Consider the following 21,549-nt stretch of genomic DNA (forward strand, 5'->3'; position numbering starts at 1 on the left):
TCGCGAAGACGGTATAACATTCAACAGATAAGTTGACTGAACCACCGCTTTCGCGAGCAAGCCCGCTCCCACATTTGTTTTGTGTTGACCCTAGATCCGCAACCCGCCATCCAACTCAAGAATCCGGCCGTTGTAGTAGTCGTTCTCGAGAATGTAGCCCACCGACTGGGCAATCTCTTCAGGTTTGCCCATGCGCTTGAGCGGAATCCCGGAGGTCATTTTCTCTAGTGCTTCCGGTTTCATGCTCAGGGTCATCTCGGTTTCAATGAAACCCGGCGCAATGCCCGCCACGCGAATGCCGTAACGCGCCAGTTCCTTGGCCCAGGTCACAGTCGCCGCAGCGACACCGGCCTTCGCGGCGGAGTAGTTGGTCTGGCCAATGTTGCCGGCGCGCGAAATCGACGAGATATTGATGATCGCGCCGCTGTTTTTCAGCTCGACCATTTTTGCCGCAACTTCACGCGTGCACAGGAAAACGCCGGTCAGATTGACGTCGATCACCGCCTGCCATTGGGCCAGGCTCATCTTGGTCATTTCGCCATCCTTGACCTTCAACAGCAGGCCGTCGCGCAGAATGCCGGCGTTGTTGATCAAGCCATGGATTGCGCCGAAATCGTCGGCCACCTGGGTGGCCATATGGGTCACCTGCTCTTCATCGGCGACGTTGCACAGGTAGGCGCGGGCCTCGACACCCTTTGCTTTGCAAGCGGCGACGGTGGCGTCGAGTTTTTCCTGATTCAAGTCCACCAGCGCCAGCTTCGCGCCTTTGCCTGCGAGATACTCGGCCATGGAACGGCCTAAACCCTGGCAACCGCCGGTGATAATGATTACTTTGTCAGTGAGTTGCATTCGCATAGCCCCTTGGCAGATCGGATTGGTTTTCCTTAGAGAGGGCCCCTCGATCTGAGCCTGATATGGCTTGGCTGCACATGAGAACTGCCCCTATGGCGTGCTGAAACTTTATCCAGGCGCCTGTCCGTTTCTTCGACGGATTCTATATAAGGAGTCATAAATTGAGCGTTGTAGTGGCTAAGCATGCCCGAGAATTGCTTCTCAAGGAATACCGTGGAGTGCTCTCTACGCACTCCAAAGCGATGCCCGGTTTTCCGTTTGGCTCCGTGGTTCCGTACTGCCTGGACGAGCAAGGCCGGCCGCTGATCCTTATCAGCCGCATCGCTCAGCACACTCACAACCTGCAGAAAGATCCGAAATGTTCGCTGCTGGTGGGTGAGCGTGAGGCCGAAGACGTACAAGCCGTTGGTCGCCTGACTTACCTCGCTGAGGCAGAAAAGCTGCAAGACACCGCTGCCATCGAGGCAGCCGCCGAACGTTACTATCGCTATTTCCCCGATTCGCAGAATTACCACAAAGCCCATGATTTCGATTTCTGGGTCCTCAATGAGGTACGTCACCGCTACATTGGCGGCTTCGGCGCGATCCACTGGATCGTTCAGTTGACCCTCCCCAATCCGTTCGCCGGCAAAGCCGAAGTGAGTATGGTCGAGCACATGAATGCCGATCACGCTAAAGCCATTGCCCACTATGTCGAGCTGGCGGGGCTGCCGAAAACCGCCCCGGCGCAACTGGCCGGTATTGACTCCGAAGGCATGCACCTGCGCATTGGTCAGGGACTCTACTGGCTACCGTTTCAAAAGCCCTGTAATACGCCGACACAAGTACGGGAAGCCTTGGTTTTCCTGGCTCACGCTGAGCAATGGCCGAAAAATGAGGTGGCCGACGCTTGAATTCACGAAACGGCGACGTCATCTAAGGAACACTGGCAAGGCATTCTTGCGTTGAGGAACCATTTGATGCGCCCTTTTTTGTTGCTCTTTGTACTGTTCCCGGTGTTGGAGCTGTTCGTATTCGTCAAGGTCAGCGGGGCGATCGGGTTTTTCCCGGCCCTGCTGCTGATCATTCTCGGCTCGATGCTCGGTGTGTTCGTGCTGCGCATCGCCGGTCTGGCTACTGCGCTGCGCGCCCGTGAAAGCCTGAACCGCGGCGAGCTGCCGGCCCAGACCATGCTCGAAGGCCTGATGCTGGCCCTGGCTGGCGGTCTGTTGATCCTGCCGGGCTTCGTCACTGACGTGCTGGGCCTGATCATGTTGCTGCCGATCTCTCGTCGACTGCTGGCCAATAAAATGCGTCTGCGCGCCGAGGAACAAGCGATGCGTCAGCGTGCGTTCGCCGATGACCTTCAGCCACGGGGCGGTCCTGCTCCGCAGCAGCCACTGGGCCGTGAGCCCAATGTGATCGAAGGCGAGTTCGAACACCGCGATTCCAAGTAACACTTCCATCGACACGGCACCTTCGGGTGCCGTGTTCATTTTCAGGGCATTGAGATAAAAATTTTTCGCTCCCCGCCCTTGAAATAAGCTTGTACGCCCTTATGTAACGGTCACCGCAAGGTTTCTGGCAATTGCGCCAGACAGACTTCCGCGGTTCGCTCGACGAACCGCACCCGGCGCCGCCGGATTTGTTAAACCCGCCGGGACTACACCGGCCGATGAAAACCACAATTAGGAGAGATCGACAATGAAGCTTCGTCCTCTGCATGACCGCGTCGTCGTCCGTCGCAGCGAAGAAGAAAAGAAAACCGCTGGCGGTATCGTCCTGCCAGGTTCGGCTGCTGAAAAGCCAAACCAGGGTGAAGTCCTCGCTGTAGGCCCAGGCAAAGCACTGGACAACGGTGAAGTGCGTGCGCTGGCCGTGAAAGTGGGTGACAAGGTTGTGTTCGGCCCTTACTCCGGCAGCAACACTGTGAAAGTTGACGGCGAAGACCTGCTGGTTATTGGCGAGAGCGAAATCCTCGCAGTAATCGAAGGCTGATTCCCCGCTCATTTTCCCGCTACTACAAAGTATTTAAGGAATATCGATCATGGCTGCTAAAGAAGTTAAATTTGGCGATTCCGCCCGCAAGAAAATGCTCGCCGGTGTCAACGTCCTGGCTGACGCAGTAAAAGCGACCCTGGGCCCTAAAGGCCGTAACGTGATCATCGAGAAGAGCTTCGGCGCTCCGACCATCACCAAGGACGGCGTTTCCGTTGCCAAAGAAATCGAGCTGAAAGATCGCTTCGAAAACATGGGCGCGCAGCTGGTCAAAGACGTTGCCTCCCGTGCCAATGATGACGCAGGCGACGGCACCACCACCGCTACCGTTCTGGCTCAGTCGATCGTCAACGAAGGCCTGAAAGCCGTCGCTGCCGGCATGAACCCGATGGACCTGAAGCGCGGTATCGACAAAGCGACCATCGCGATCGTCAAAGAGCTCAAAGCCCTGTCCAAGCCTTGCGCTGACACCAAGGCCATCGCTCAGGTCGGCACCATCTCGGCCAACTCCGACAGCTCCATCGGCGACATCATTGCCGAAGCCATGGAAAAAGTCGGCAAAGAAGGCGTGATCACCGTTGAAGAAGGCTCGGGCCTGGAAAACGAACTGTCGGTTGTTGAAGGCATGCAGTTCGACCGCGGCTACCTGTCCCCGTACTTCGTCAACAAGCCAGAGACCATGACCGCCGAGCTGGACGGTCCGCTGATCCTGCTGGTCGACAAAAAGATCTCCAACATCCGCGAAATGCTGCCAGTGCTGGAAGCCGTTGCCAAAGCCGGCCGTCCACTGCTGATCGTTGCCGAAGACGTTGAAGGCGAAGCCCTGGCGACTCTGGTTGTGAACAACATGCGTGGCATCGTTAAAGTCGCAGCCGTCAAGGCTCCAGGCTTCGGCGACCGTCGCAAGGCTATGCTGCAGGACATCGCTGTTCTGACTGGCGGTACCGTTATCTCCGAAGAGATCGGTCTGAGCCTGGAAAGCACTACCCTGGAACACCTGGGTAATGCCAAGCGCGTAATCCTGTCCAAAGAAAACACCACCGTGATCGACGGTGCCGGCGTTGAGGCTGACATCCAGGCTCGCGTGACCCAGATTCGTCAACAAGTGGCTGATACTTCGTCCGACTACGACCGTGAAAAACTGCAAGAGCGCCTGGCCAAGTTGTCCGGCGGCGTTGCAGTGATCAAGGTTGGCGCTGGTTCCGAAGTTGAAATGAAAGAGAAGAAAGCCCGCGTTGAAGACGCCCTGCACGCTACTCGTGCAGCCGTTGAAGAAGGCGTGGTACCTGGCGGCGGCGTGGCACTGGTTCGCGCTCTGCAGGCTATCTCCGAGCTCAAAGGCGACAACGATGACCAGAACGTTGGCATCCAGTTGCTGCGCCGCGCTGTTGAAGCGCCGCTGCGTCAGATCGTTGCCAACTCCGGCGACGAGCCAAGCGTAGTCGTCGACAAGGTCAAGCAGGGTTCGGGTAACTTCGGTTACAACGCTGCGACCGGCGAATACGGCGACATGATCGAAATGGGTATCCTGGACCCGGCTAAAGTGACTCGTTCGGCTCTGCAAGCGGCTTCGTCGATTGCCAGCCTGATGATCACCACCGAAGCCATGATCGCCGAGATCAAGGAAGACGCACCAGCTGGCGGCGGCATGCCAGACATGGGCGGTATGGGCGGCATGGGCGGCATGATGTAAGCCAGCCTTACCCCGTACGTAAAAACCCCGCCGGCGTTAAGCCGGCGGGGTTTTTTATTGCCCTTTTTAAATATCAACCTCAAAAGATCGCAGCCTTCGGCAGCTCAGGGTTATGCGTACACCTGTAGGAGCTGCCGAAGGCTGCGATCTTTTGATCTTTCTTCAGGCGCTGACCGGTTCTGCCTCACTTTCCCGCTCAATCTTGGAAACCGGTCGATAAAGGATGTAGTAATACGCCCCCAAACAAATCAACCAGCAGAAAATCGCCGTCCACACGTTGTGCGAAAAGAAGTGCGCCCCCTGCATCATCCGGCTGATGGAAAACACCGAACCCAACGCGAAGGCAAAGACAAACGCCTTGCGTGCCAGACGCGGGCGACGGTCGCGCAATACGAAGAACAACGCAAACAGCGTGAAACCGGTTGCCGCATGCCCCCCCGGCCAGCAGCGGCCCGGCTTGTCGGTGGGCGGGCGAGGGCTAAGCAGTTCGCTGTAGGTTTCGTGCCCGCCGAATTGCTCCAGGCTCCATGGGCATTGGACCGCCGTCACCGCTTTGACCGGGGTGACGAACGAAGTTGCCAGTGCCAGGGACAGCACCAGGCAACCCAGTTCACGTTTGAACGGTTTGAGCCTGTCCATGAAAAAGGCGCCGATGAAGCCCAGAATGGCGAACACCGAAAAGGCGATGACCACTTGCTTGGCCCGGTCATGCAGGATGTTTTCCAGCAAGTAACTGTGCCGTCCGATGAACTCGCCGGCGACCGGGTCATAGAACAGCTTGGCAAGGTCCATGTCCAGGGACGTCAGTTCGAGCAACAGCAGGGTGATCGCCGCAATGGCGGGCACTCCCAGGCATAGCCAGGCATTCAGTGGCCTGGAAGCGGGGCGGGCAGCGGTCAAAACCATGGCAATTCCTTGGTGAGTGAAATGTTCTGAAGAGCGCAACCGCGGGGAGTCTGGCCACGCCGCTGTCGTCAGCCTGTGAATCGATGGTGAAAAAGTTGTTAACGCCATCCAAGGCTTTTCTTGTCGGATTTACCCCCGCACACCACCCTATCCCTGAGCCCCACTTGCCTTTAAGCTGCGCGCCAAGACAGCCGTTACTGTGTACGGAGGAGGTGCCGATGCGAATTCTATTGGTTGAAGACAACCGCGATATCCTGGCCAATCTGGCCGATTATCTGGGGCTCAAGGGTTACACCGTGGATTGCGCGCAGGACGGTTTGTCGGGCCTGCACCTGGCGGCCACCGAGCACTACGATTTGATCGTGCTCGACATCATGCTGCCCGGCATCGACGGCTATACCCTGTGCAAACGTCTGCGCGAAGACGCCCGCCGCGATACGCCAGTGATCATGCTCACTGCCCGCGATCAACTGGATGACCGTTTGCAAGGCTTCAAATCCGGTGCAGACGACTATTTGATCAAACCCTTTGCCCTGTCCGAGCTCGCCGCACGGATCGAGGCGGTCATGCGCCGCGCCCAGGGTGGCGGTCGCCGTGCCTTGCAAGTCGGTGATCTGAGCTACGACCTCGATACCTTGGAAGTCACGCGCGAAGGCCGTCTGCTGAAACTCAACCCGGTGGGCCTGAAGTTGCTGGCCGTGTTGATGCAGAAAAGTCCCCATGTGTTACGCCGCGAGGTTCTCGAAGAAGCCTTGTGGGGCGATGACTGTCCAGACAGCGACAGCCTGCGCAGCCACGTCCATCAACTGCGTCAGGTGATCGACAAGCCGTTCGACAAGCCCTTGCTGCACACCGTGCATGGCGTCGGTTATCGCTTGGCCGAGGGTCGTGATGGAGTTTAAGCAGAGCCTTGCGCAACGGATCATCATCGCCTTTGCGTTAATGAGCGCGCTGGTGGCGGGAGCCTTCGCCATGGGTATTGTGGCGACCGTGCACCTGGTGGAAGAGAAACTGATTTCGGCAGGTCTGGGTGGTGATTTGCAGCGCCTGTTGCTGATGGACAGCGTGTCGGACTGGAGCCACCGTCCCGAGCCGGACCAGCTGTTCTATTTCAGCGGCGGGCCGGGAGACTTCGAGTTACCCAAGGATTTGCGACACCTGGATTCGGGCTTTCATGAGGTCTTTCGCGAACAGCTGTCGTATCACGCGATGGTAGAAGTCGTTGATGGTCGGCGCTACGTGCTGATGCAGGACCAGAGCGATTTCGAAGAGCGTGAGCGGGTGTTGTTTGCCGTGGTGCTGGTGGGTTTCGTTCTGAGCCTGGCATTGGCGGTATTTCTGGGCTGGGTGCTGGCCCGCAAGGTCATGGCGCCAGTGGTGCGACTGGCCCGTCAGGTGCGTCATCGCGATCAACTGCTGGGGCTGGCGCCGCCACTGGCGCCGGACTATGCCGCCGATGAAGTGGGCGAACTGGCCGTGGCCTTCGACGCCACCCTTGGTCGTTTGCGTCAGGCGTTGACCCGTGAGCGATTGTTCACCAGTGACGTCAGCCACGAGCTGCGCACGCCGTTGATGGTATTGGCCAGTTCCTGTGAACTGTTGCTGGAAAACCCCGGCATCGATCAGCGCGGTCGTGCTCAGGTGGAGCGAATTGCCCGTGCGTGTGCCGAGATGCGCGAGTTGGTACAAACCTTCCTCATGCTGGCTCGCGCTCAACATGAAGACGCCAGCATGGCTCCCCAGCAGACCCTGAGCCAGGTAGCCGACGGGCTACTTTCTCAATGGCGCGAGCCGATTGAAACCAAGGGCCTGACGCTGAACTTCGAGCCAGACAATCCACCGGACACCCGCTATAACGCGACCCTTTTGCATGCGGTGATGGGCAACCTGTTGCGTAATGCACTGCATTACACCGAGCACGGCTACATCCTCCTCGCGCTGACGAACACGGGGTTCGTGGTCGAGGACAGTGGCGTAGGCATCCCCGAGGAAAAACGCGAGGCGATGTTCGAGCCTTTCGTGCGCGGCAACGAGAAACGCGGCGAGGGCCTCGGGTTAGGGCTGTCGCTGGTGCAACGGATTTGCGAGAACCAAGGCTGGAGCGTCAGCCTGACCAATATGGAACCCAATGGATGCCGCTTTCAGGTGGATTTGAATTCGTCCGGGATCTGACGGAGAAACGCTCTGGTCATGTAAAACCCTGAAATAATTCAGGGTTTTACATGACAATTTTTTCACAAGCGCATGACCTGACGCTGACAGCGCATTACCTAAGGTGATAGCCATCAGACGTTCAGGAGACAGCAGATGGCTGGCCCGATCAAACTCGATTTTTCCGAGAAATACGACGATCAGCACGCACAGAAGTATTTACGCAAGCATCAGGAGGGACTTGACCGCCGGCTGTCCCACTGGCGTGACGAACAGCTGGCGCGAAAAGCGCTGACGCTGGCCGGTGAGCCTGGGTTGGTCCTTGATTTGCCGTGCGGCGCGGGACGTTTCTGGCCGCTGCTGGCTGAAAAACACAACCGTGTCATCATTGGGGCTGACAACTCCGAGTCCATGTTGAAGGTTGCCATGCAGGCGCAACCCGCCGACGTGGTGAAACGGGTACAACCCTTGCACACTTCTGCATTCGATATTGCCTTGCCCGATAACGCTGTCGACAGCATTTTCTGCATGCGCTTGCTTCATCACATCGGTGAAGCCGAGCATCGACTGGCTATCCTGCGCGAATTCGAACGTGTCACCCGTGACAGCGTGATTGTTTCGTTGTGGGTGGACGGCAACTTCAAGGCCTGGAAACGCAAGCGCGCCGAGAAACGCCGTAGGCAGGAGGGTTACCAGAATCGATTTGTGTTACCGGCTGCCACGGTTGAAAGGGAATTCGAGCAGGCGGGTTTCCGGATCCAGGAACATCTGGATTTTTTACCGTTTTATGCCATGTGGCGGGTATACGTATTACGCAAGAGGTAGAAGATGGCAATGCAATGTGCAGCACAAACGAAGGTGGTTTCTCAGGACCGCTTCGACTACTTCTGGAACCTGCGCGGCGAATGGGTAGAAGAACCCAACGTCCGTCGCGGTGGCGAAAGTGGCGTGCAGCGCGTTATGGGCAGTGATGGGCAATTGCTCTACATCAAGCGTCAAACCGGGCATATTTATCGTAGCGCGTTACACCCCTTCGGCCGGCCGACAGTGTTGCGCGAGCGCGATGCGCTCACTGGCCTGCGTCTGCTGGATGTTCGTGTTCCGGAAATCGTTTTCTGCGGGGCGCAGCGCGATCCCATGTACAAATGGCGCGCATTACTGGTCACCAAGTCCCTGGATGGCTTCGTAGAAATCAAACACTGGTACGCGGGTGGCGGTCGTGAGCGTTACGGTGAGGCAGTGCACGATCGCGTATTGAAGGATTTGGCCGACAATCTGGCCCGTATGCACAAGGGCCGTTGGCAACACAGCTGTATCTACATCAAGCATGTATTCGTGCGGGTCACCGGCGAAGGCGAGTCAGCCAAGGTCGAGGTGGCGTTGATCGATCTGGAAAAGTGTCGGCAGCGCTTGACCGCTCATCAAGCGGCTGCACATGACCTGAAACAGCTACGTCGCCACTCGTCGTTCAGCGATACGGACTGGAGAAAACTCGTCTATTTTTATGAGACGGCGTTTGGCAGCGCTATCAAAGGCTTATAACAATGAAACTCGAAATTGCACGAGGTTTGTTTTTAGCCGGAGCCTTGGCAGTTGCTTCATTGGCGGTGGCGGCCTGGGAGCAGCCCCGCACGCAAGTCCTCAGCTCCGTTCACAGTGACGCGCATTGTCCGTTGCCCCGGGTTGCCAAAGCACCCGTGGCCACTCAACCCGATCATGACTTGTTACTGTTCATGTTCGGACTTTCTCAAGGACTGAGGCCACAAAGTTGAACAGATTGAAACCAAATAAAAGGCCTCGCAGTTGCGAGGCCTTTTATTTTTTGATAATCAAAAGATCGCAGCCTTCGGCAGCTCCTACAGGGAGCACGCCATCCCAATGTAGGAGCTGCCGAAGGCTGCGATCTTTTGACGTCAAGGTTTATCGGGCTTGGCCAGCAACGTGTAGATGCACGGCAACACAAACAACGTGAACAGCGTCCCGATCGACATCCCCGTCGCGATCACCGTGCCGATGTCGAACCGGCTGACCGCGCCCGCGCCCGTGGCGATGATCAACGGCACCATGCCGAACACCATCGCCGCCGTGGTCATCAATACCGGACGCAGACGAATGGCCGCCGCTTCCTCCACCGCCTCGCGAGGCGACAGGCCCTTCTCTTTGCGCAACTGGTTGGCGAACTCGACGATCAGGATCCCGTGCTTGCTGATCAGCCCGATCAACGTCACTAACCCCACTTGGGTATAGATGTTCATGCTCGACCAGCCAAGGAACAAGGGGATTAATGCGCCACAGATCGACAGCGGCACGGTCACCAGAATCACCAGTGGGTCGCGGAAACTTTCGAACTGAGCGGCCAGCACCAGGAAGATGATCGCCAGCGCCAGAGCGAAGGTGACCCACAGCGCGCTGCCTTCCTGAACGTACTGCCGTGATGCGCCGGCATAGTCGACGGCGTAACCCGCCGGCGCTTCTTCCCGGGCGATCTGGCGCACGGTGTCGATGGCTTCCCCCATGCTGACCAGCGGAACCCCGGAAAGAATTGCCGAATTGAGTTGCTGGAACTGGTTCAACTGGCGCGGCCGGGCCCGATCGGTCACGGTGATCAGGGTCGACAGGGGCAGCAATTCGCCCTGGGTGTTCTTGACGTAATAGTGGTTCAGCCAGTCGGGGTTATCGCGAAAAGGCCGTTCCACCTGCGCAATGACTTTGTAGCTGCGGCCTTCGACAGTGAAGCGGTTGATTTCCGCCTCACCCAATAACGTCGCCAGGGTCCCGCCCAAGGCCTGCATGGATACACCCATTTGTGCGGCCTTGGCCCGATCGATATCGACGACGATTTCGGGTTTGTCGAAGGCCAGATCAACATCGACAAAAGCGAACTTGCCGGATTCCATCGCTCTTTTTTTCACTCGGTCCGTTACCTCCAGCAACGACTCGTAAGTGTTGGCCGAGTTGATCACGAATTGAAACGGCAAGCCTTCGCCAGTGCCCGGCAGGGAGGGCAGGTTGAAGCCGAAGATTTGTAACCCGGGGATGCTTTCCAGCTTGCTCTGGACCTCGGGCAGAATCTGCATCTGGGTCCGCTCGCGTTCGTTCCAGGGTTTGAGCAGGAAGCCGCCGATCCCCGATTGCACTCCGTTGAAACCGTTGATCTGGAACGAGGAGTAGTACTCGGGGAACTCCTTGAAAATCGTGAGGAATTCGTCGGTATAGGTATTCAGGTAGTCGAGGTTGGCCGTCTGCGGAGCATTGGCCATCATGAAAATCACGCCTTGGTCCTCGTCCGGCGCCAGTTCCGATTTGGTGAACTTGAGCAGCACCGGAATCAGGCACAGCACGATCACCGCGAACACCAGCACCACCGGCCGGGTATTGAGGGTGCCATGAAGCACATGCTGATAGCGGCGCTTGAGGCCTTCGAAGATCACGTCAAGGCGATGGGCCAGGCCAGTAGGGTTTTCATCGTGGCGTAGCAGCAGGGCGCACATCATCGGCGACAGCGTCAGGGCAACGACGCCGGAGATCACCACCGCCCCGGCCAGGGTCAGGGCGAACTCCTTGAACAGCGCCCCTGTCAGGCCGGTCAGGAAACCGATTGGCGCATAGACCGCCGCCAGGGTGATGGTCATCGACACCACCGGCATAGCGATTTCCCGGGCACCCTCGATTGCCGCATCCAGCGGCGTCTTGCCTTCTTCGATATGCCGGTGGATGTTTTCCACCACCACGATCGCATCGTCCACCACCAGCCCGATGGCCAATACCATCGCCAGCAAGGTCAGCAGGTTGATCGAGTAGCCCATCATCTGCATGAAGAACATCACGCCGATCATCGACAGCGGAATGGTCACCACCGGGATCACCACCGAGCGCAGGGCGCCGAGGAACAGGAACACCACCACGATCACGATCAGCACCGCTTCGAACAGGGTTTTCACCACTTCGTCGATGGACGCTTGAATGAACAGCGTGGCGTCGTAGGCGATTTCACCCTTCAGATTCGGCGGCAGCTGGGCTTCCAGCTCTGGCATGATCTTGCGCACTTCTTTGATCACGTCCAGCGGGTTGGCGCCGGGCGTGGCCTTGATGCCGATGTACACCGAGGGCGTGCCTCCGAAAGAGCTGATGGTGTTGTAGTTCTCCGCGCCCATCTCGACCCGCGCCACGTCCCGTAACAGCACGCGGCTGTCGCCATCGACCTTGAGCGGAATCGCGCCGAAGGCTTCGGCGGATTTGAGTTCGGTGTTAGCGTTGATGCTGGTGACTACATACTCGCCTTTCACTTCGCCGGCGGCGGAGAGGAAGTTGTACTGGCGCACGGCGTTGGTCACATCGCTGGCGCTCAGGCCGTAACCGGCAAGTTTCACCGGGTCCAGCCATAGGCGCATGGCGAATACCTGGTTGCCAAGAATCTCGGCTTCGGCCATGCCCGGCAGGGTCGCCAGTTTCGGCTGGATGACCCGTGACAGGTAATCGGTGATCTGCGGATTGCTCAGTTCGTCGCTGAAAAAGCTGATGTACATCAGCGCCGAAGCGTCGGCAGCTTCCTTGCTCAGTACGGGGTCTTCGGCGTCCTGGGGCAGCTGGTTCTTGACCTCGTTGGCCTTGGCCAGCAGTTCGGTGAACAAGCGGTCGCTGTTGGCACCAATGCGCGCGTAGATCGAGATCACCGAGAAGTTCTGACGACTGACCGACGTCATATAGTCGATGCCTTCGGCGCTGGCCAGGCTCTGCTGCATCGGTTGGGTGATGTAGCCCTGGATGGTTTCAGCGTTGGCCCCGGGGTAAGCGGTGGTCACCGTGATCAGGGCGTTTTCCATTTGCGGGTATTGGCGCAGCGGCAATTTTCCCCAGGCCTGGAAGCCCAGCAGCACAATCAACAGGCTGACCACGGTGGCGAGCACCGGGCGGCGGATGAACGGGTCGGTAAAAGCCATGGGGATTCCTTGATCAGTCAGCGCGCGGCTGACTGCTCTTCTCGGCTAGGGTCTTGTCGTCGCTGATGGCAATGTGCGCGCCGTGGTCCAGTTTGATCTGGCCGGCCGTGACCACTTTTTCGCCGTTTTGCACGCCTTTGGTGATCATGACTATTCCATCGCGGCGCTCGCCGGTTTCGATGAAGCGCCGCTCGGCGATCAAAATCGGCTCACCCTTGTCGTCTTTTTCGAGGCTGCCATCTTCGGCCTTTTTCTGCGCGACGACGTACAGCGAGTTGCCATAAAGGGTGTAGGTGATCGCGCTTTCCGGCACGACGATGCGTGGCTGCGGATCGGGCAACATCACCTGCAGACTGGCGAACATGCCCGGCAGCAGTTTGTCATCGGGGTTGGCCAGGGTTGCGCGCACCAGCACGTTGCGGGTGCTGCTCTCGACCTTCGGGTTGATCGCACTGATAGTGCCGGGGAAACTCTCTGTCGGGAAGGCTGAGACAATGACTTGTACCGGTTGGCCGAGGGCGATTTTCGGCACCGATTGTTCGGGCACAAAGAAGTCGACGTAGAGGCTGCTGATGTCTTGCAGGGTGGCGATCATCGTGCCGCTGGCCACGTAGTCGCCGACGTCTACCTGACGAATGCCGATGGTCCCGCTGAACGGGGCGAGGATGCGTTTTCTCTCCAGTGCCGCCTTGAGCTGATTGACCGTGGCCCGGCTCTTTTGCAACACCGCCGAGAGTCGGTCGAACTCGCCTTTGGAAATGGCCTGGCTGCCCACCAGTTGGCTGCCGCGACCGTAATCCAGTTGCGCCAGTCCCAGATCGGCCTGGGCGGTTGCCAGCAGGGCCGTTTCAACGGCGGTGTCGAGTTGCAGGATCGGCTGACCGGCCTTGACCTTCTGCCCCGACTCGAACTGTACCTCCTTGACGGTGCCGGCGATTTCCAGACTCAGGTCGACTCCCTGCAGTGCCGTGAGGGTGCCGACCGTTGGCAAACGGCTTTGCCATGGACGTTCGGTGGCGGTGGCCACGGCGACACTTATCGGCGGTTTCGGCGCGGAAAAACCTTGCATCATCGTGTAGATGGAGAAGGCTTTGTAACCGGCCAGGGCCAACACGATTAACAGAACAACACCCAACATGATCAGCATGCGGCGGCGCAGCATATTTCCATTTCCTTGGAGAAAATCAGGTGAGACAGGCGGGAACATTACTCCGAGTGTAAGCGGGATTCCAATGGATGTTTTTTGCGTGATCTTACGGAAAAGATCGCAGCCTGCGGCAGCTCCTACAGGTACGTATTCCCCTGTAGGAGCTGCCGCAGGCTGCGATCTTTTAAACCATCAGATGAAGATGGTTGTCCCAGAGCCCCGCAGGCAATTCCAGCGGTTTTGCAACAAGGGTTGTCTGGCGGCAATCGTAGTAGCGGCATCGTCCTTGACCGGAGGTCACGACAAAACCATCGGCCACGGCCCCGACGCCTGCACAGTCGGGAAGTGGCGCATCCAGGCGCACTTCAGCACTGTCCAGGTCCCAGATAAAAAAGCGGTTGCCTCGCGGCGCAGTCAGGGCGACCAGACGCAGTTCGCTGTGCACGGCGACGCTGGCGGTGTAATGCCCCATGGCCTGCAATTGATGCTCGGGCACCGGAAACGCCACGAACGGTTGGCCGGGACGCTTGATCGCCAGCAGCTCCGATGATTCATGAGCAGCGCCCATGAATTGCTGGCCGGCGACGATGGTGCCATCGCTGGCGACACCCAAGTGCCGCACGCTATTCATCTGCTGAGCCAGTGTTTCCTTGCTCAATAAAGTGCCGTTGCGCTGCATCAACACCAGGCTCGGCTCCATCGCGTTGAGGTTCATCTCCACCCGACTTTCGGCCTCGGTGCGAATGCCGCCGTTGGCCACAATCAGCGTCTCGCCATCGGGCATCCACGACACCTGATGCGGGCCCACGCCGTGGGTAGAAAGTTCGCCGCTGTGCACCAGTCGTTCACCTTCGAACTGATACACACCGAGCAAGCCACGGCCCGGATCGGAGGTGTCGTTCTCGGTGGCGTACAGCCAGTCGCCGCTGTGGTGAATCACTGCGTGCCCGTAGAAGTGCCGGTTCGGCTGCGACACGACGGTTTGCAGCAACGTGCCGTCGCGCAGGTCGATCAGGTAACTCTCGGTACCCGGACGCCGGGCGACGAACAGCGCTATCGGCCGCGTCGGGTGGTTGATGATGTCGTGGCAACGCTGGCCGACCTTGGTGGCAAACACCCGGGTACCATCCAGCCGATAACCGACGGCGTAGTGCTTGCCGTCAACGTCGTCCCGCGCCGAGAGCAGCAGCGCGCTTTTGTCCTTTTGCTTGAACAGCGTCCAGCCGCCCAGTGTCACCGCACCCAGCAGCAAACTCCCTAATGTCAGAGCCTGGCGTCGCAGCATGGCACTTGCCCTCATCAGTCACCGTCATTGGCGTTGAAGCCCAATTGGATGCCCAACGCCTTGGCCAGTTCGCCTTCGTGCAGGCGATGGACAACGTTGAGGCTGTCGTAGATCGCGTTGAGCTGCTGGCGTCCGGCATCGTCGGTGAGCATGTCGGTCAGCGAGCGCTGGTTGCTGGCGAACAGTTTCAGGGACGTTGCGTAGGCTGCGTCGATCTTGTCGGCCAAGGGTTTCTGCTCGCTCGGCAACAGGCCGCGCAGGCCTTTGTTGTCGACACCGACCCAAACGGTTTGCGCCGCACTCAGGCTTGCTTGCAAGCCTTGCAGCGACGATTGGCTACGCCAGGCATCGGCTTGGAACGGCTGTGGCGTGCCCTTGCTCTGACGGCCCATCGGCGTGCCGAGTTTTTTCTTCAAAGAGTCCAGCGCCGTCACTTGCACGCGCAACAGGTCGGCGATCGCTTCGTGGGAGTCGGCGTAGCGCTGGTTCGGGAATTTGCTCATCTGCGCGAGCATGCCGTCGTTGGTGTTCCAGCGCGACAGGATCTCTTCGGCCAGTTGTTTCTGGCGTTCGCCAATGGCGGTGAGCAGGGGGCAGTATTTGGCTTTCTGCGTGCTGTCGGCCATGTCGATCTTGCTGTCGAACAGAATGTATTCATAGGCCGAGAGCCCCTGAACCACAACGCTGGACTTGGCCAGGGCGGCGGCATCGATCTGCGGCTGCGCGGTCACCAGTTGCTCGACCTGACGGCCAACGAGATTCTTCTTGTCCGGCCAGAACTGCACCTGCCAGGAACGGTTGCCCTCGGCCAACGGCCCGATCAGCAGCGGTTGCAACTCGGCCCAGGCTTTCTGCGCGTGCAGTAAGTCGGCACGGGCGGTTTCGAGGTTTTCCTTGCCTTGGCAGAACGCCAGGGCGCTGACCGCCAATTGACGGTCGGCTTCGACCCAGCGGCTGTAGGTCGGCAGGATCACTTGCTTGGCGATGGCCGCCGACGTGACCGCTTGTGGGTCCTGGGGCGAACAGGCGCCCAGGGCGAGGGCGGCAAGGCTGGTGAACAATAATTTGGGACGGAACATGTCGGGCTCCCGCTGAAGGAAAACGTATTAAAGAGAATTCAAAAACGCCAGCAATGCCGCGCGCTGCTCAGCATTGAAAGACAAAACCTGTTGTTGCGCCGCCTGTGCCTCGCCGCCATGCCAGAGCACGGCTTCGAGCAGGTTGCGGGCGCGGCCGTCATGCAAGAACTGGGTGTGGCCGTTGACCGTCTGCGTCAAACCGATGCCCCACAACGGCGGCGTGCGCCAGTCGCGGCCGCTGGCCTGGAATTCAGTGCGGTGGTCGGCCAGTCCGTCGCCCATGTCATGCAGCAGCAGGTCGCTGTAAGGGCGAATCACTTGATTGGCCAGTTCAGGTTCCGCGGCGTTGGCGGCGGTGGTGTATTTCGGGGTGTGGCAGGATTGGCATCCCGCCTGGAAAAACAGATTCTTGCCGGCCAGCACTTGCGGCGTGCCGACATCGCGACGGGCCGGCACCGCGAGGTTGCGGCTGTAGAACAGCACCAGACGCAAAATGTTATCGCTGACTTCCGGCTCGCCATCCGGACCATTGCCGTTGGGTGCCTGTTTGCAAGCGGTTTGCGTGTCGGTGCAGTCATCAATGGGGCTCAGGCTGGTCGTGAGGCCCATATCACCAGAAAACGCGTGAACGTTTTGTTGATTGAGGTTCGGTTGCCCGGCCTTCCAGCCAAATCGCCCGAGGACGGTTTTCTGCTGCGCGTCGTCCCAGACCCGGTTCGGTCGTCCGGCGATGCCGTTTTTCTCCCGGGCCTGAGCCTCTGCGTTGGCCAGGATGGCCTCGTCGGGGATCGCCTCGAGCAAGCCCAGGCCAATCATCGGTGGAGCGATGCGCGCCGAGAAACGCGTATCGGGGTGCATCGGGCCGTAGCCGAGTTGAGTGATCTGCAGGGTCGGCTTGCGCAACTCGATTTCGCTGCCGTCCTTGAAACGCACCGGGACTGCTGTGTAATCGACGCGCACCTTGCCTTCCGGGACGACGTCAGGCACCGACATGTCCTGGAACTGGCCACCGTAGACCGACTCTGGCACCACGCCCAGTCGTTCGATGACCTTGGCGTAGGCCGGATCATCGGGAATCGACAGACGCACCAGCATCGACACTGCGTTCGGCGCATCGGGAGCTGGCGGGTGACCGCGCCCGTCCTTGATGTGGCAGTTCTGGCAGGCGTTGGTATTGAACAACGGACCAAGGCCATCGCGCGCCGTGGTGGTCGACGGCGCGATCACCCAAGGGCTGCGAAAGAAACTGTTGCCGACGCTGAAATCCACGCGTCGTGACGGCGGCAGGTTAGCGGAAGGCAGGGAGAATGCGTTCTGATCAGTCTTGCGTACCGTCGCACTGCCGCCGGAGCGGGCTTCACCGGGTTCGGCCTGGGTGAAACGCGGGGCGTCATCGCAGGCACTCAGGCCCAGGGCCAGCAACAGTGCGGACAAGCGAAGAGGCAGCGAGGGCATCGGACATCCTGCAAGACGAGCAAAACAAGGGCGCAAAGTCTAACAGGGCAGGGGAGTTTGAATAAGAGGAATTATCGTTTGGTTGATGTGACGCAATCGTTCTCTTGGAACCGTCGCGCAAGAGTCACATTCGCCCAGGTCAGCACAAGATCCTGTGGGAGCGGGCTTGCTCGCGAAGGCGGTGTGTCAGGCAACATTGATGTCGACTGACACTCCCTCTTCGCGAGCAAGCCCGCTCCCACATTTTGATCTGCGTTCGGGCTAACAAAAAAGGCGACCCGAAGGTCGCCTTTGCATTCACTCAGCCAGCCTTGATCAGAACTCGTGATCAGCGTTGTCCGGGTTCAGGGCGCTGATGCCCAGTTTGCCAGCGGCCGCTTCGATCGAACCGGTCTGCTTGACCAGCGAGGCGATGGCGTCGCGCACGATCTGGTTACCGGCAGTGTTGCCGGCAGCGATCAGTTGGTCGTAGTGCTCACCCTTGTTGGCGTGATCGACGATGACCTGCATCTTGGCTTCGGTAGCCGCCAGGTCGGCTTTCAGCGCGGTGTCGGCCGCCGGGTCGGCTTTGGCGACCAGAGACGACAGGCTCGCACCGGTCATTTTGCTGCCGTCTACGCGGGTGTATTCGCCCAGGTACACGTTACGCACGCCTTTGGCATCGTAGAACTGCGAGTTGTGGGTGTTGTCGCTGAAGCAGTCGTGTTCGTCTTCCGGGGAATTGGCTTCCAGGGAAACCTTCATGCGCTCGCCCGCCAGTTCGCCCAGCGACAGGCTGCCCATGCCGAACAGCATTTTGCGCAGACCGGTTTCAGCCGGCTCCGCTTCCAGGGTGGCGCGGTAGTTGTCGGCCACGTTCGGCTTCCAGTTACCGACCATTTCTTGCAGGTCGTTGACCAGCAATTGGGTCACGGATTTCAGGTAAGCGCGACGACGATCATTGTGACCGCCGGTAGCGCCCTTGCCTTCCAGGAAGTCGGAAGCAGGACGGTTGCCGGCACCAGGGCCGGTGCCGTTCAGGTCCTGGCCCCAGAGCAGGAATTCGATGGCGTGGTAGCCGGTGGCGACGTTGGCCTCGGAACCGCCCAGCTCGTTCAGGCTGGCGAGTTTTTCCGGGGTGATGTCTTTTACGTCGACTTTGTCTTCGCCGACCTGAACGTTAGTGTTGGCGATGATGTTGGCGGTGGCGCCCGGGTTACCCAGTGCGTGCTCGTAGGATTTGTCGACGTAGTCGATCAGGCCTTCGTCCAGTGGCCAGGCGTTCACCTGACCTTCCCAGTCGTCGATGATGGTGTTGCCGAAGCGGAACACTTCGCTCTGCAGGTAAGGCACGCGGGCCGCGACCCAGGCAGCCTTGGCGGCTTTCAGGGTGTCGGCGTTCGGCTTGGCCAGAAACGCGTCGACGGCGGTTTGCAGGGTTTTCGCGGTGGATTCGGCATCGCTGTAAACGGCGAAGACGATGTCGGCATAGTGCGCGACCACCGCCTTGGCGGCGGCTTCATCGACTTTACCGGCAGCAGCAGGCGCAACCGGGGCAGCCGGGGCAGCAGTGCTGGCAGCCGGGGTCGGCGCTTGTGGAGCGGCAGCCTTGTCTTTGCCTTCGCCGCAACCGGCGAGGGAAATAGCGATGGCCAGCAGACTGGCGGTGGCCAGAGGCATACGAATCATGGCGAACATCCTGCTTCGGTGATTGATGGACGCGCGAAGGGGCGCGCAAAACTGCGACATAATGCAAATCTTTCGCATTATGTGTAAAGGGTTGTTCCTGTAAATATTTCTTATTCACGCAAAGATATTGGGGCACATTAAAAGATCGCAGCCTCGTTTCACTCGACAGCTCCTACACAGCTCCTGCGAACCGCGTGCATCTGTAGGAGCTGTCGAGTGAAACGAGGCTGCGATCTTTTGATCTTCTATAAAGAGACTGCGATCCTTTGATCTTCTACAAGATAGCCGCGTTACTGCGTTGGGCTTGCTTGAGGTAGGCACCCAATTCCCGGGCCGGCAGCGGTTTGCTGTAGTGATAGCCCTGACCTTCGTGGCAGCCTTCGGAAATGATATAGGCCTCTTGCTCGGCGGTTTCCACGCCTTCGGCAATCACCTGCATGCCCAGGCTCTTGCCCAGCTGGATGATGGCGCGAACGATGGTCGCATCGTCGTCGTCATCGAGCAGGTCCTGAACGAAGCTCTTGTCGATCTTGATTTTGTCCAGCGGCAGGCTTTTCAGATAACTCAGGGATGAATAACCGGTGCCGAAGTCGTCGATGGCGATCAGTGCGCCGGAGCGGCGCAGGCTCAACAAGTGCTGGGCGGCGGTGCTGATGTCTTCCATCAGGCCGGTTTCGGTGACCTCCAGCTCCAGGCTGCGCGGTGGCAGACGATACATCTGCAGCAGGTTATTGACCACCCGCGGCAACTCGGCGTGGTGCAGTTGCACGGTGGACAGGTTCACCGCCATGCGCAGGTCGAAACCCTGATCGTGCCATTCGCGCAATTGTTTGCAGGCCTGATCCAGCACCCATTCGCCGATGGCGATAATGGTGCCGTTCTGCTCGGCCAGCGGGATGAACAGGTCCGGCGGCACCAGCCCGTGCTCGGGATGTTGCCAGCGAATCAACGCCTCGACGCCCACCACGCTATGATCGCGGTAGCTGATCTGCGGCTGATAGACCAGGTAGAACTGGTCGCGAATCAAGGCATCGCGCAGATCTTTTTCCAGCTCGCGCCGCCGCCGCATTTCGGTGTCGACGCTGGCGATATAGAACTGATAGCGGTTGCGCGAGCGAGTCTTGGCCAGGGTCATGGTCTGCTCGGCTTTTTGCAGCAACTTCTCGGTGCTGTCACCGTCCTCGGGGAACAGGGTGATGCCGATGGTGGCGCGCAGGCGAATTTCCTGATGATCGAGGGCGAATGCCGCTTCCAGATCATCCAGAATGCTTTGGGCCAGTTCGGCCGCTTCATAGGGTTGTTCGATGTCGGCCTGGACCAGTGCGAACTGGTCGCCACCCAAGCGGGCGAGGGCGCCGAGGCGGCCGCTATGAGCCCGCAGGCGATCGGCCAGGGCCAGCAGCAGTTGGTCGCCGGTCTGGTAGCTGAATTGTTCGTTGATGCCTTTGAAATCATCGAGCCCGACACACAGCACCGCGACCCGACGCTGCAATTTACCGGCGTCGACGAGGATCTTGTCCAGTTGTTGCTGCAATTGCTGGCGGTTCGGCAAACCGGTGAGGAAGTCGTACTGGGCCATGCGCAACAGGCTGTTTTCCGCTTCGTAGCGCAGGTGGGTATTGCGTTCGATGGATTCGAGCAACTGGTTGGCGGTGTTGATCCACACGCCCAACTCGTTCTTTTCATGACCCTTGAGCTGGGGGATCTTGTGGGCGCTGGGCCGGTCCGGGTTGATTTCGGTCAGGTGTTCGATAATCCGCGACAGCGGTTTGGTCAGCAGCCAGTGATAGACCAGATACAGCACCAGGGCCATGGCCAGGGCGCGCAATACGCCAGAGATGAAGATGATCACCGAGCTGACAATGAAGCCCTTGCCGTAAGTGGCGGTGTCGAGGGTGATGCTCAGGTCGCCGTAGTATTCGCTGTAGGGCCCGCGACCCACCAGTTGGGTGGTGAAGGTGCGTTCCTGGCCGAGGATCAGATCGGTCAGCCAGCGGCTGTTGGAGTGCTGCAATTCACGGGTTTTTTGCGCAAGCATGGCTTCGTGAGGGTGGCCGATGGAGGCCATGCGCACAGCGTCGTCCTGAAACAGGCCTTCGATCACCTGCATGCCCATTTCCCGGTCCAGGCTGTAGACGGCCTGGGTCGAAGGGTCACGGAACATATCGAGGATGCGCTGGGCATCGCTGGCTACGGCTTGACGTGTTTTATAGGCATCGAAAACGATCTGTGCGCAGCTCAAGACCACGCCGACGATCAATGCCGACAGGAGCACGACCCGAAGCAACTTCACCGACAAGCTGTTCTTGAGTTCCAGCTTCAAAGGGTTATTCCTTGTTCCGTTCGGGTAGCGTCAGGTTGCGGTGAGTATTGGCAATCCCGTGATGTCAGTCAAA

The 21,549-nt window shown here is 59.0% G+C and carries 18 protein-coding genes; 9 read left to right on the top strand and 9 right to left on the bottom strand.

The genetic code is table 11. From position 1 onward, the window contains the following. Positions 1 to 90: 90 nt before the first annotated feature. The gene (locus tag ABH909_RS09675) at positions 91 to 849 is read right to left on the bottom strand and encodes an SDR family oxidoreductase (protein ID WP_429432651.1); all 759 of its coding nucleotides are present in this window, start codon (positions 847 to 849) and stop codon (positions 91 to 93) included. A gap of 164 nt (positions 850 to 1,013) precedes the next feature. Between ABH909_RS09675 and ABH909_RS09680 the strand changes: the two genes are divergently transcribed. The 4 genes from ABH909_RS09680 (at position 1,014) to groL (ending at position 4,522) form a co-directional block, all read left to right on the top strand. Beyond that, positions 1,014 to 1,745, top strand: a complete 732-nt coding sequence (locus ABH909_RS09680) for a HugZ family protein (protein ID WP_429432654.1) — start codon at positions 1,014 to 1,016, stop codon at positions 1,743 to 1,745. Between the two features lie 66 nt (positions 1,746 to 1,811). Then, complete coding sequence (locus ABH909_RS09685) at positions 1,812 to 2,288, top strand: FxsA family protein (RefSeq protein ID WP_038981886.1); 477 nt, start codon at positions 1,812 to 1,814, stop codon at positions 2,286 to 2,288. Between the two features lie 247 nt (positions 2,289 to 2,535). Next, a complete protein-coding gene (locus ABH909_RS09690) occupies positions 2,536 to 2,829 on the top strand; it encodes a co-chaperone GroES (protein ID WP_007898444.1) in 294 nt (97 codons plus the stop codon). A 49-nt stretch (positions 2,830 to 2,878) separates the two neighbouring features. Further along, the gene (gene groL / locus ABH909_RS09695) at positions 2,879 to 4,522 is read left to right on the top strand and encodes a chaperonin GroEL (RefSeq protein WP_429432656.1); all 1,644 of its coding nucleotides are present in this window, start codon (positions 2,879 to 2,881) and stop codon (positions 4,520 to 4,522) included. Positions 4,523 to 4,684: 162 nt separating this feature from the next. On the opposite strand, the gene ABH909_RS09700 is transcribed toward groL, so the two are convergent. Then, complete coding sequence (locus tag ABH909_RS09700; protein ID WP_429432658.1) at positions 4,685 to 5,428, bottom strand: phosphatase PAP2 family protein; 744 nt, start codon at positions 5,426 to 5,428, stop codon at positions 4,685 to 4,687. Positions 5,429 to 5,646: 218 nt separating this feature from the next. Between ABH909_RS09700 and colR the strand changes: the two genes are divergently transcribed. The 5 genes from colR to ABH909_RS09725 all read left to right on the top strand — a co-directional run bounded on the left by colR (position 5,647) and on the right by ABH909_RS09725 (position 9,351). Then, positions 5,647 to 6,330 carry a two-component system response regulator ColR gene (gene colR, locus ABH909_RS09705; RefSeq protein WP_008069526.1) on the top strand — a complete coding sequence of 228 codons (684 nt, stop codon included), beginning with the start codon at positions 5,647 to 5,649 and terminating at the stop codon, positions 6,328 to 6,330. Next, entirely contained in the window at positions 6,320 to 7,600 is a 1,281-nt protein-coding gene (locus tag ABH909_RS09710; RefSeq protein ID WP_429432660.1) for a sensor histidine kinase, read from the top strand. The genes colR and ABH909_RS09710 overlap by 11 nt, the downstream gene beginning before the upstream one ends. A gap of 135 nt (positions 7,601 to 7,735) precedes the next feature. Then, positions 7,736 to 8,404, top strand: coding sequence for a class I SAM-dependent methyltransferase (locus ABH909_RS09715; RefSeq protein WP_429432662.1), 669 nt, complete (start codon positions 7,736 to 7,738; stop codon positions 8,402 to 8,404). Positions 8,405 to 8,407: 3 nt separating this feature from the next. Then, on the top strand, positions 8,408 to 9,121 hold the full coding sequence (locus tag ABH909_RS09720) for a lipopolysaccharide kinase InaA family protein (protein WP_429432664.1): 714 nt from the start codon (positions 8,408 to 8,410) through the stop codon (positions 9,119 to 9,121). Positions 9,122 to 9,123: 2 nt separating this feature from the next. Further along, positions 9,124 to 9,351, top strand: coding sequence for a hypothetical protein (locus ABH909_RS09725; RefSeq protein ID WP_095632246.1), 228 nt, complete (start codon positions 9,124 to 9,126; stop codon positions 9,349 to 9,351). Between the two features lie 141 nt (positions 9,352 to 9,492). Here the strand turns inward: ABH909_RS09725 and ABH909_RS09730 are convergent, their stop codons facing one another. The 7 genes from ABH909_RS09730 to ABH909_RS09760 form a co-directional block, all read right to left on the bottom strand. Next, a complete protein-coding gene (locus ABH909_RS09730; protein ID WP_429432666.1) occupies positions 9,493 to 12,519 on the bottom strand; it encodes a multidrug efflux RND transporter permease subunit in 3,027 nt (1,008 codons plus the stop codon). 13 nt (positions 12,520 to 12,532) lie between these two features. After that, on the bottom strand, positions 12,533 to 13,681 hold the full coding sequence (locus ABH909_RS09735) for an efflux RND transporter periplasmic adaptor subunit (RefSeq protein WP_429432668.1): 1,149 nt from the start codon (positions 13,679 to 13,681) through the stop codon (positions 12,533 to 12,535). 169 nt (positions 13,682 to 13,850) lie between these two features. Beyond that, the gene (locus ABH909_RS09740) at positions 13,851 to 14,951 is read right to left on the bottom strand and encodes a DUF1513 domain-containing protein (protein WP_429432670.1); all 1,101 of its coding nucleotides are present in this window, start codon (positions 14,949 to 14,951) and stop codon (positions 13,851 to 13,853) included. A 14-nt stretch (positions 14,952 to 14,965) separates the two neighbouring features. Next, positions 14,966 to 16,030 carry an imelysin family protein gene (locus ABH909_RS09745; RefSeq protein WP_429432672.1) on the bottom strand — a complete coding sequence of 355 codons (1,065 nt, stop codon included), beginning with the start codon at positions 16,028 to 16,030 and terminating at the stop codon, positions 14,966 to 14,968. A 27-nt stretch (positions 16,031 to 16,057) separates the two neighbouring features. Next, a complete protein-coding gene (locus tag ABH909_RS09750; RefSeq protein WP_429432674.1) occupies positions 16,058 to 17,485 on the bottom strand; it encodes a di-heme oxidoredictase family protein in 1,428 nt (475 codons plus the stop codon). A gap of 315 nt (positions 17,486 to 17,800) precedes the next feature. Next, positions 17,801 to 19,153, bottom strand: a complete 1,353-nt coding sequence (locus ABH909_RS09755; protein WP_429432676.1) for an imelysin family protein — start codon at positions 19,151 to 19,153, stop codon at positions 17,801 to 17,803. Between the two features lie 274 nt (positions 19,154 to 19,427). Next, positions 19,428 to 21,476, bottom strand: coding sequence for a putative bifunctional diguanylate cyclase/phosphodiesterase (locus ABH909_RS09760; protein ID WP_429432678.1), 2,049 nt, complete (start codon positions 21,474 to 21,476; stop codon positions 19,428 to 19,430). Between the last annotated feature and the right edge of the window lie 73 nt (positions 21,477 to 21,549).

The organism is Pseudomonas sp. BS3782 TE3695, assembly GCF_050435305.1.
Taxonomy (GTDB): Bacteria; Pseudomonadota; Gammaproteobacteria; order Pseudomonadales; family Pseudomonadaceae; genus Aquipseudomonas.

Coding starts and splice junctions, on each gene's coding strand:
- groL (WP_429432656.1), top strand. CDS start 2,879: ATGGCTGCTAAAGAAGTTAAATTTGGCGATTCCGCCCGCAAGAAAATG.
- ABH909_RS09715 (WP_429432662.1), top strand. CDS start 7,736: ATGGCTGGCCCGATCAAACTCGATTTTTCCGAGAAATACGACGATCAG.
- ABH909_RS09730 (WP_429432666.1), bottom strand. CDS start 12,519: ATGGCTTTTACCGACCCGTTCATCCGCCGCCCGGTGCTCGCCACCGTG.
- ABH909_RS09690 (WP_007898444.1), top strand. CDS start 2,536: ATGAAGCTTCGTCCTCTGCATGACCGCGTCGTCGTCCGTCGCAGCGAA.
- ABH909_RS09675 (WP_429432651.1), bottom strand. CDS start 849: ATGCAACTCACTGACAAAGTAATCATTATCACCGGCGGTTGCCAGGGT.
- ABH909_RS09735 (WP_429432668.1), bottom strand. CDS start 13,681: ATGCTGCGCCGCCGCATGCTGATCATGTTGGGTGTTGTTCTGTTAATC.
- ABH909_RS09725 (WP_095632246.1), top strand. CDS start 9,124: ATGAAACTCGAAATTGCACGAGGTTTGTTTTTAGCCGGAGCCTTGGCA.
- ABH909_RS09755 (WP_429432676.1), bottom strand. CDS start 19,153: ATGATTCGTATGCCTCTGGCCACCGCCAGTCTGCTGGCCATCGCTATT.
- ABH909_RS09745 (WP_429432672.1), bottom strand. CDS start 16,030: ATGTTCCGTCCCAAATTATTGTTCACCAGCCTTGCCGCCCTCGCCCTG.
- colR (WP_008069526.1), top strand. CDS start 5,647: ATGCGAATTCTATTGGTTGAAGACAACCGCGATATCCTGGCCAATCTG.
- ABH909_RS09750 (WP_429432674.1), bottom strand. CDS start 17,485: ATGCCCTCGCTGCCTCTTCGCTTGTCCGCACTGTTGCTGGCCCTGGGC.
- ABH909_RS09710 (WP_429432660.1), top strand. CDS start 6,320: ATGGAGTTTAAGCAGAGCCTTGCGCAACGGATCATCATCGCCTTTGCG.
- ABH909_RS09720 (WP_429432664.1), top strand. CDS start 8,408: ATGGCAATGCAATGTGCAGCACAAACGAAGGTGGTTTCTCAGGACCGC.
- ABH909_RS09685 (WP_038981886.1), top strand. CDS start 1,812: ATGCGCCCTTTTTTGTTGCTCTTTGTACTGTTCCCGGTGTTGGAGCTG.
- ABH909_RS09740 (WP_429432670.1), bottom strand. CDS start 14,951: ATGCTGCGACGCCAGGCTCTGACATTAGGGAGTTTGCTGCTGGGTGCG.
- ABH909_RS09700 (WP_429432658.1), bottom strand. CDS start 5,428: ATGGTTTTGACCGCTGCCCGCCCCGCTTCCAGGCCACTGAATGCCTGG.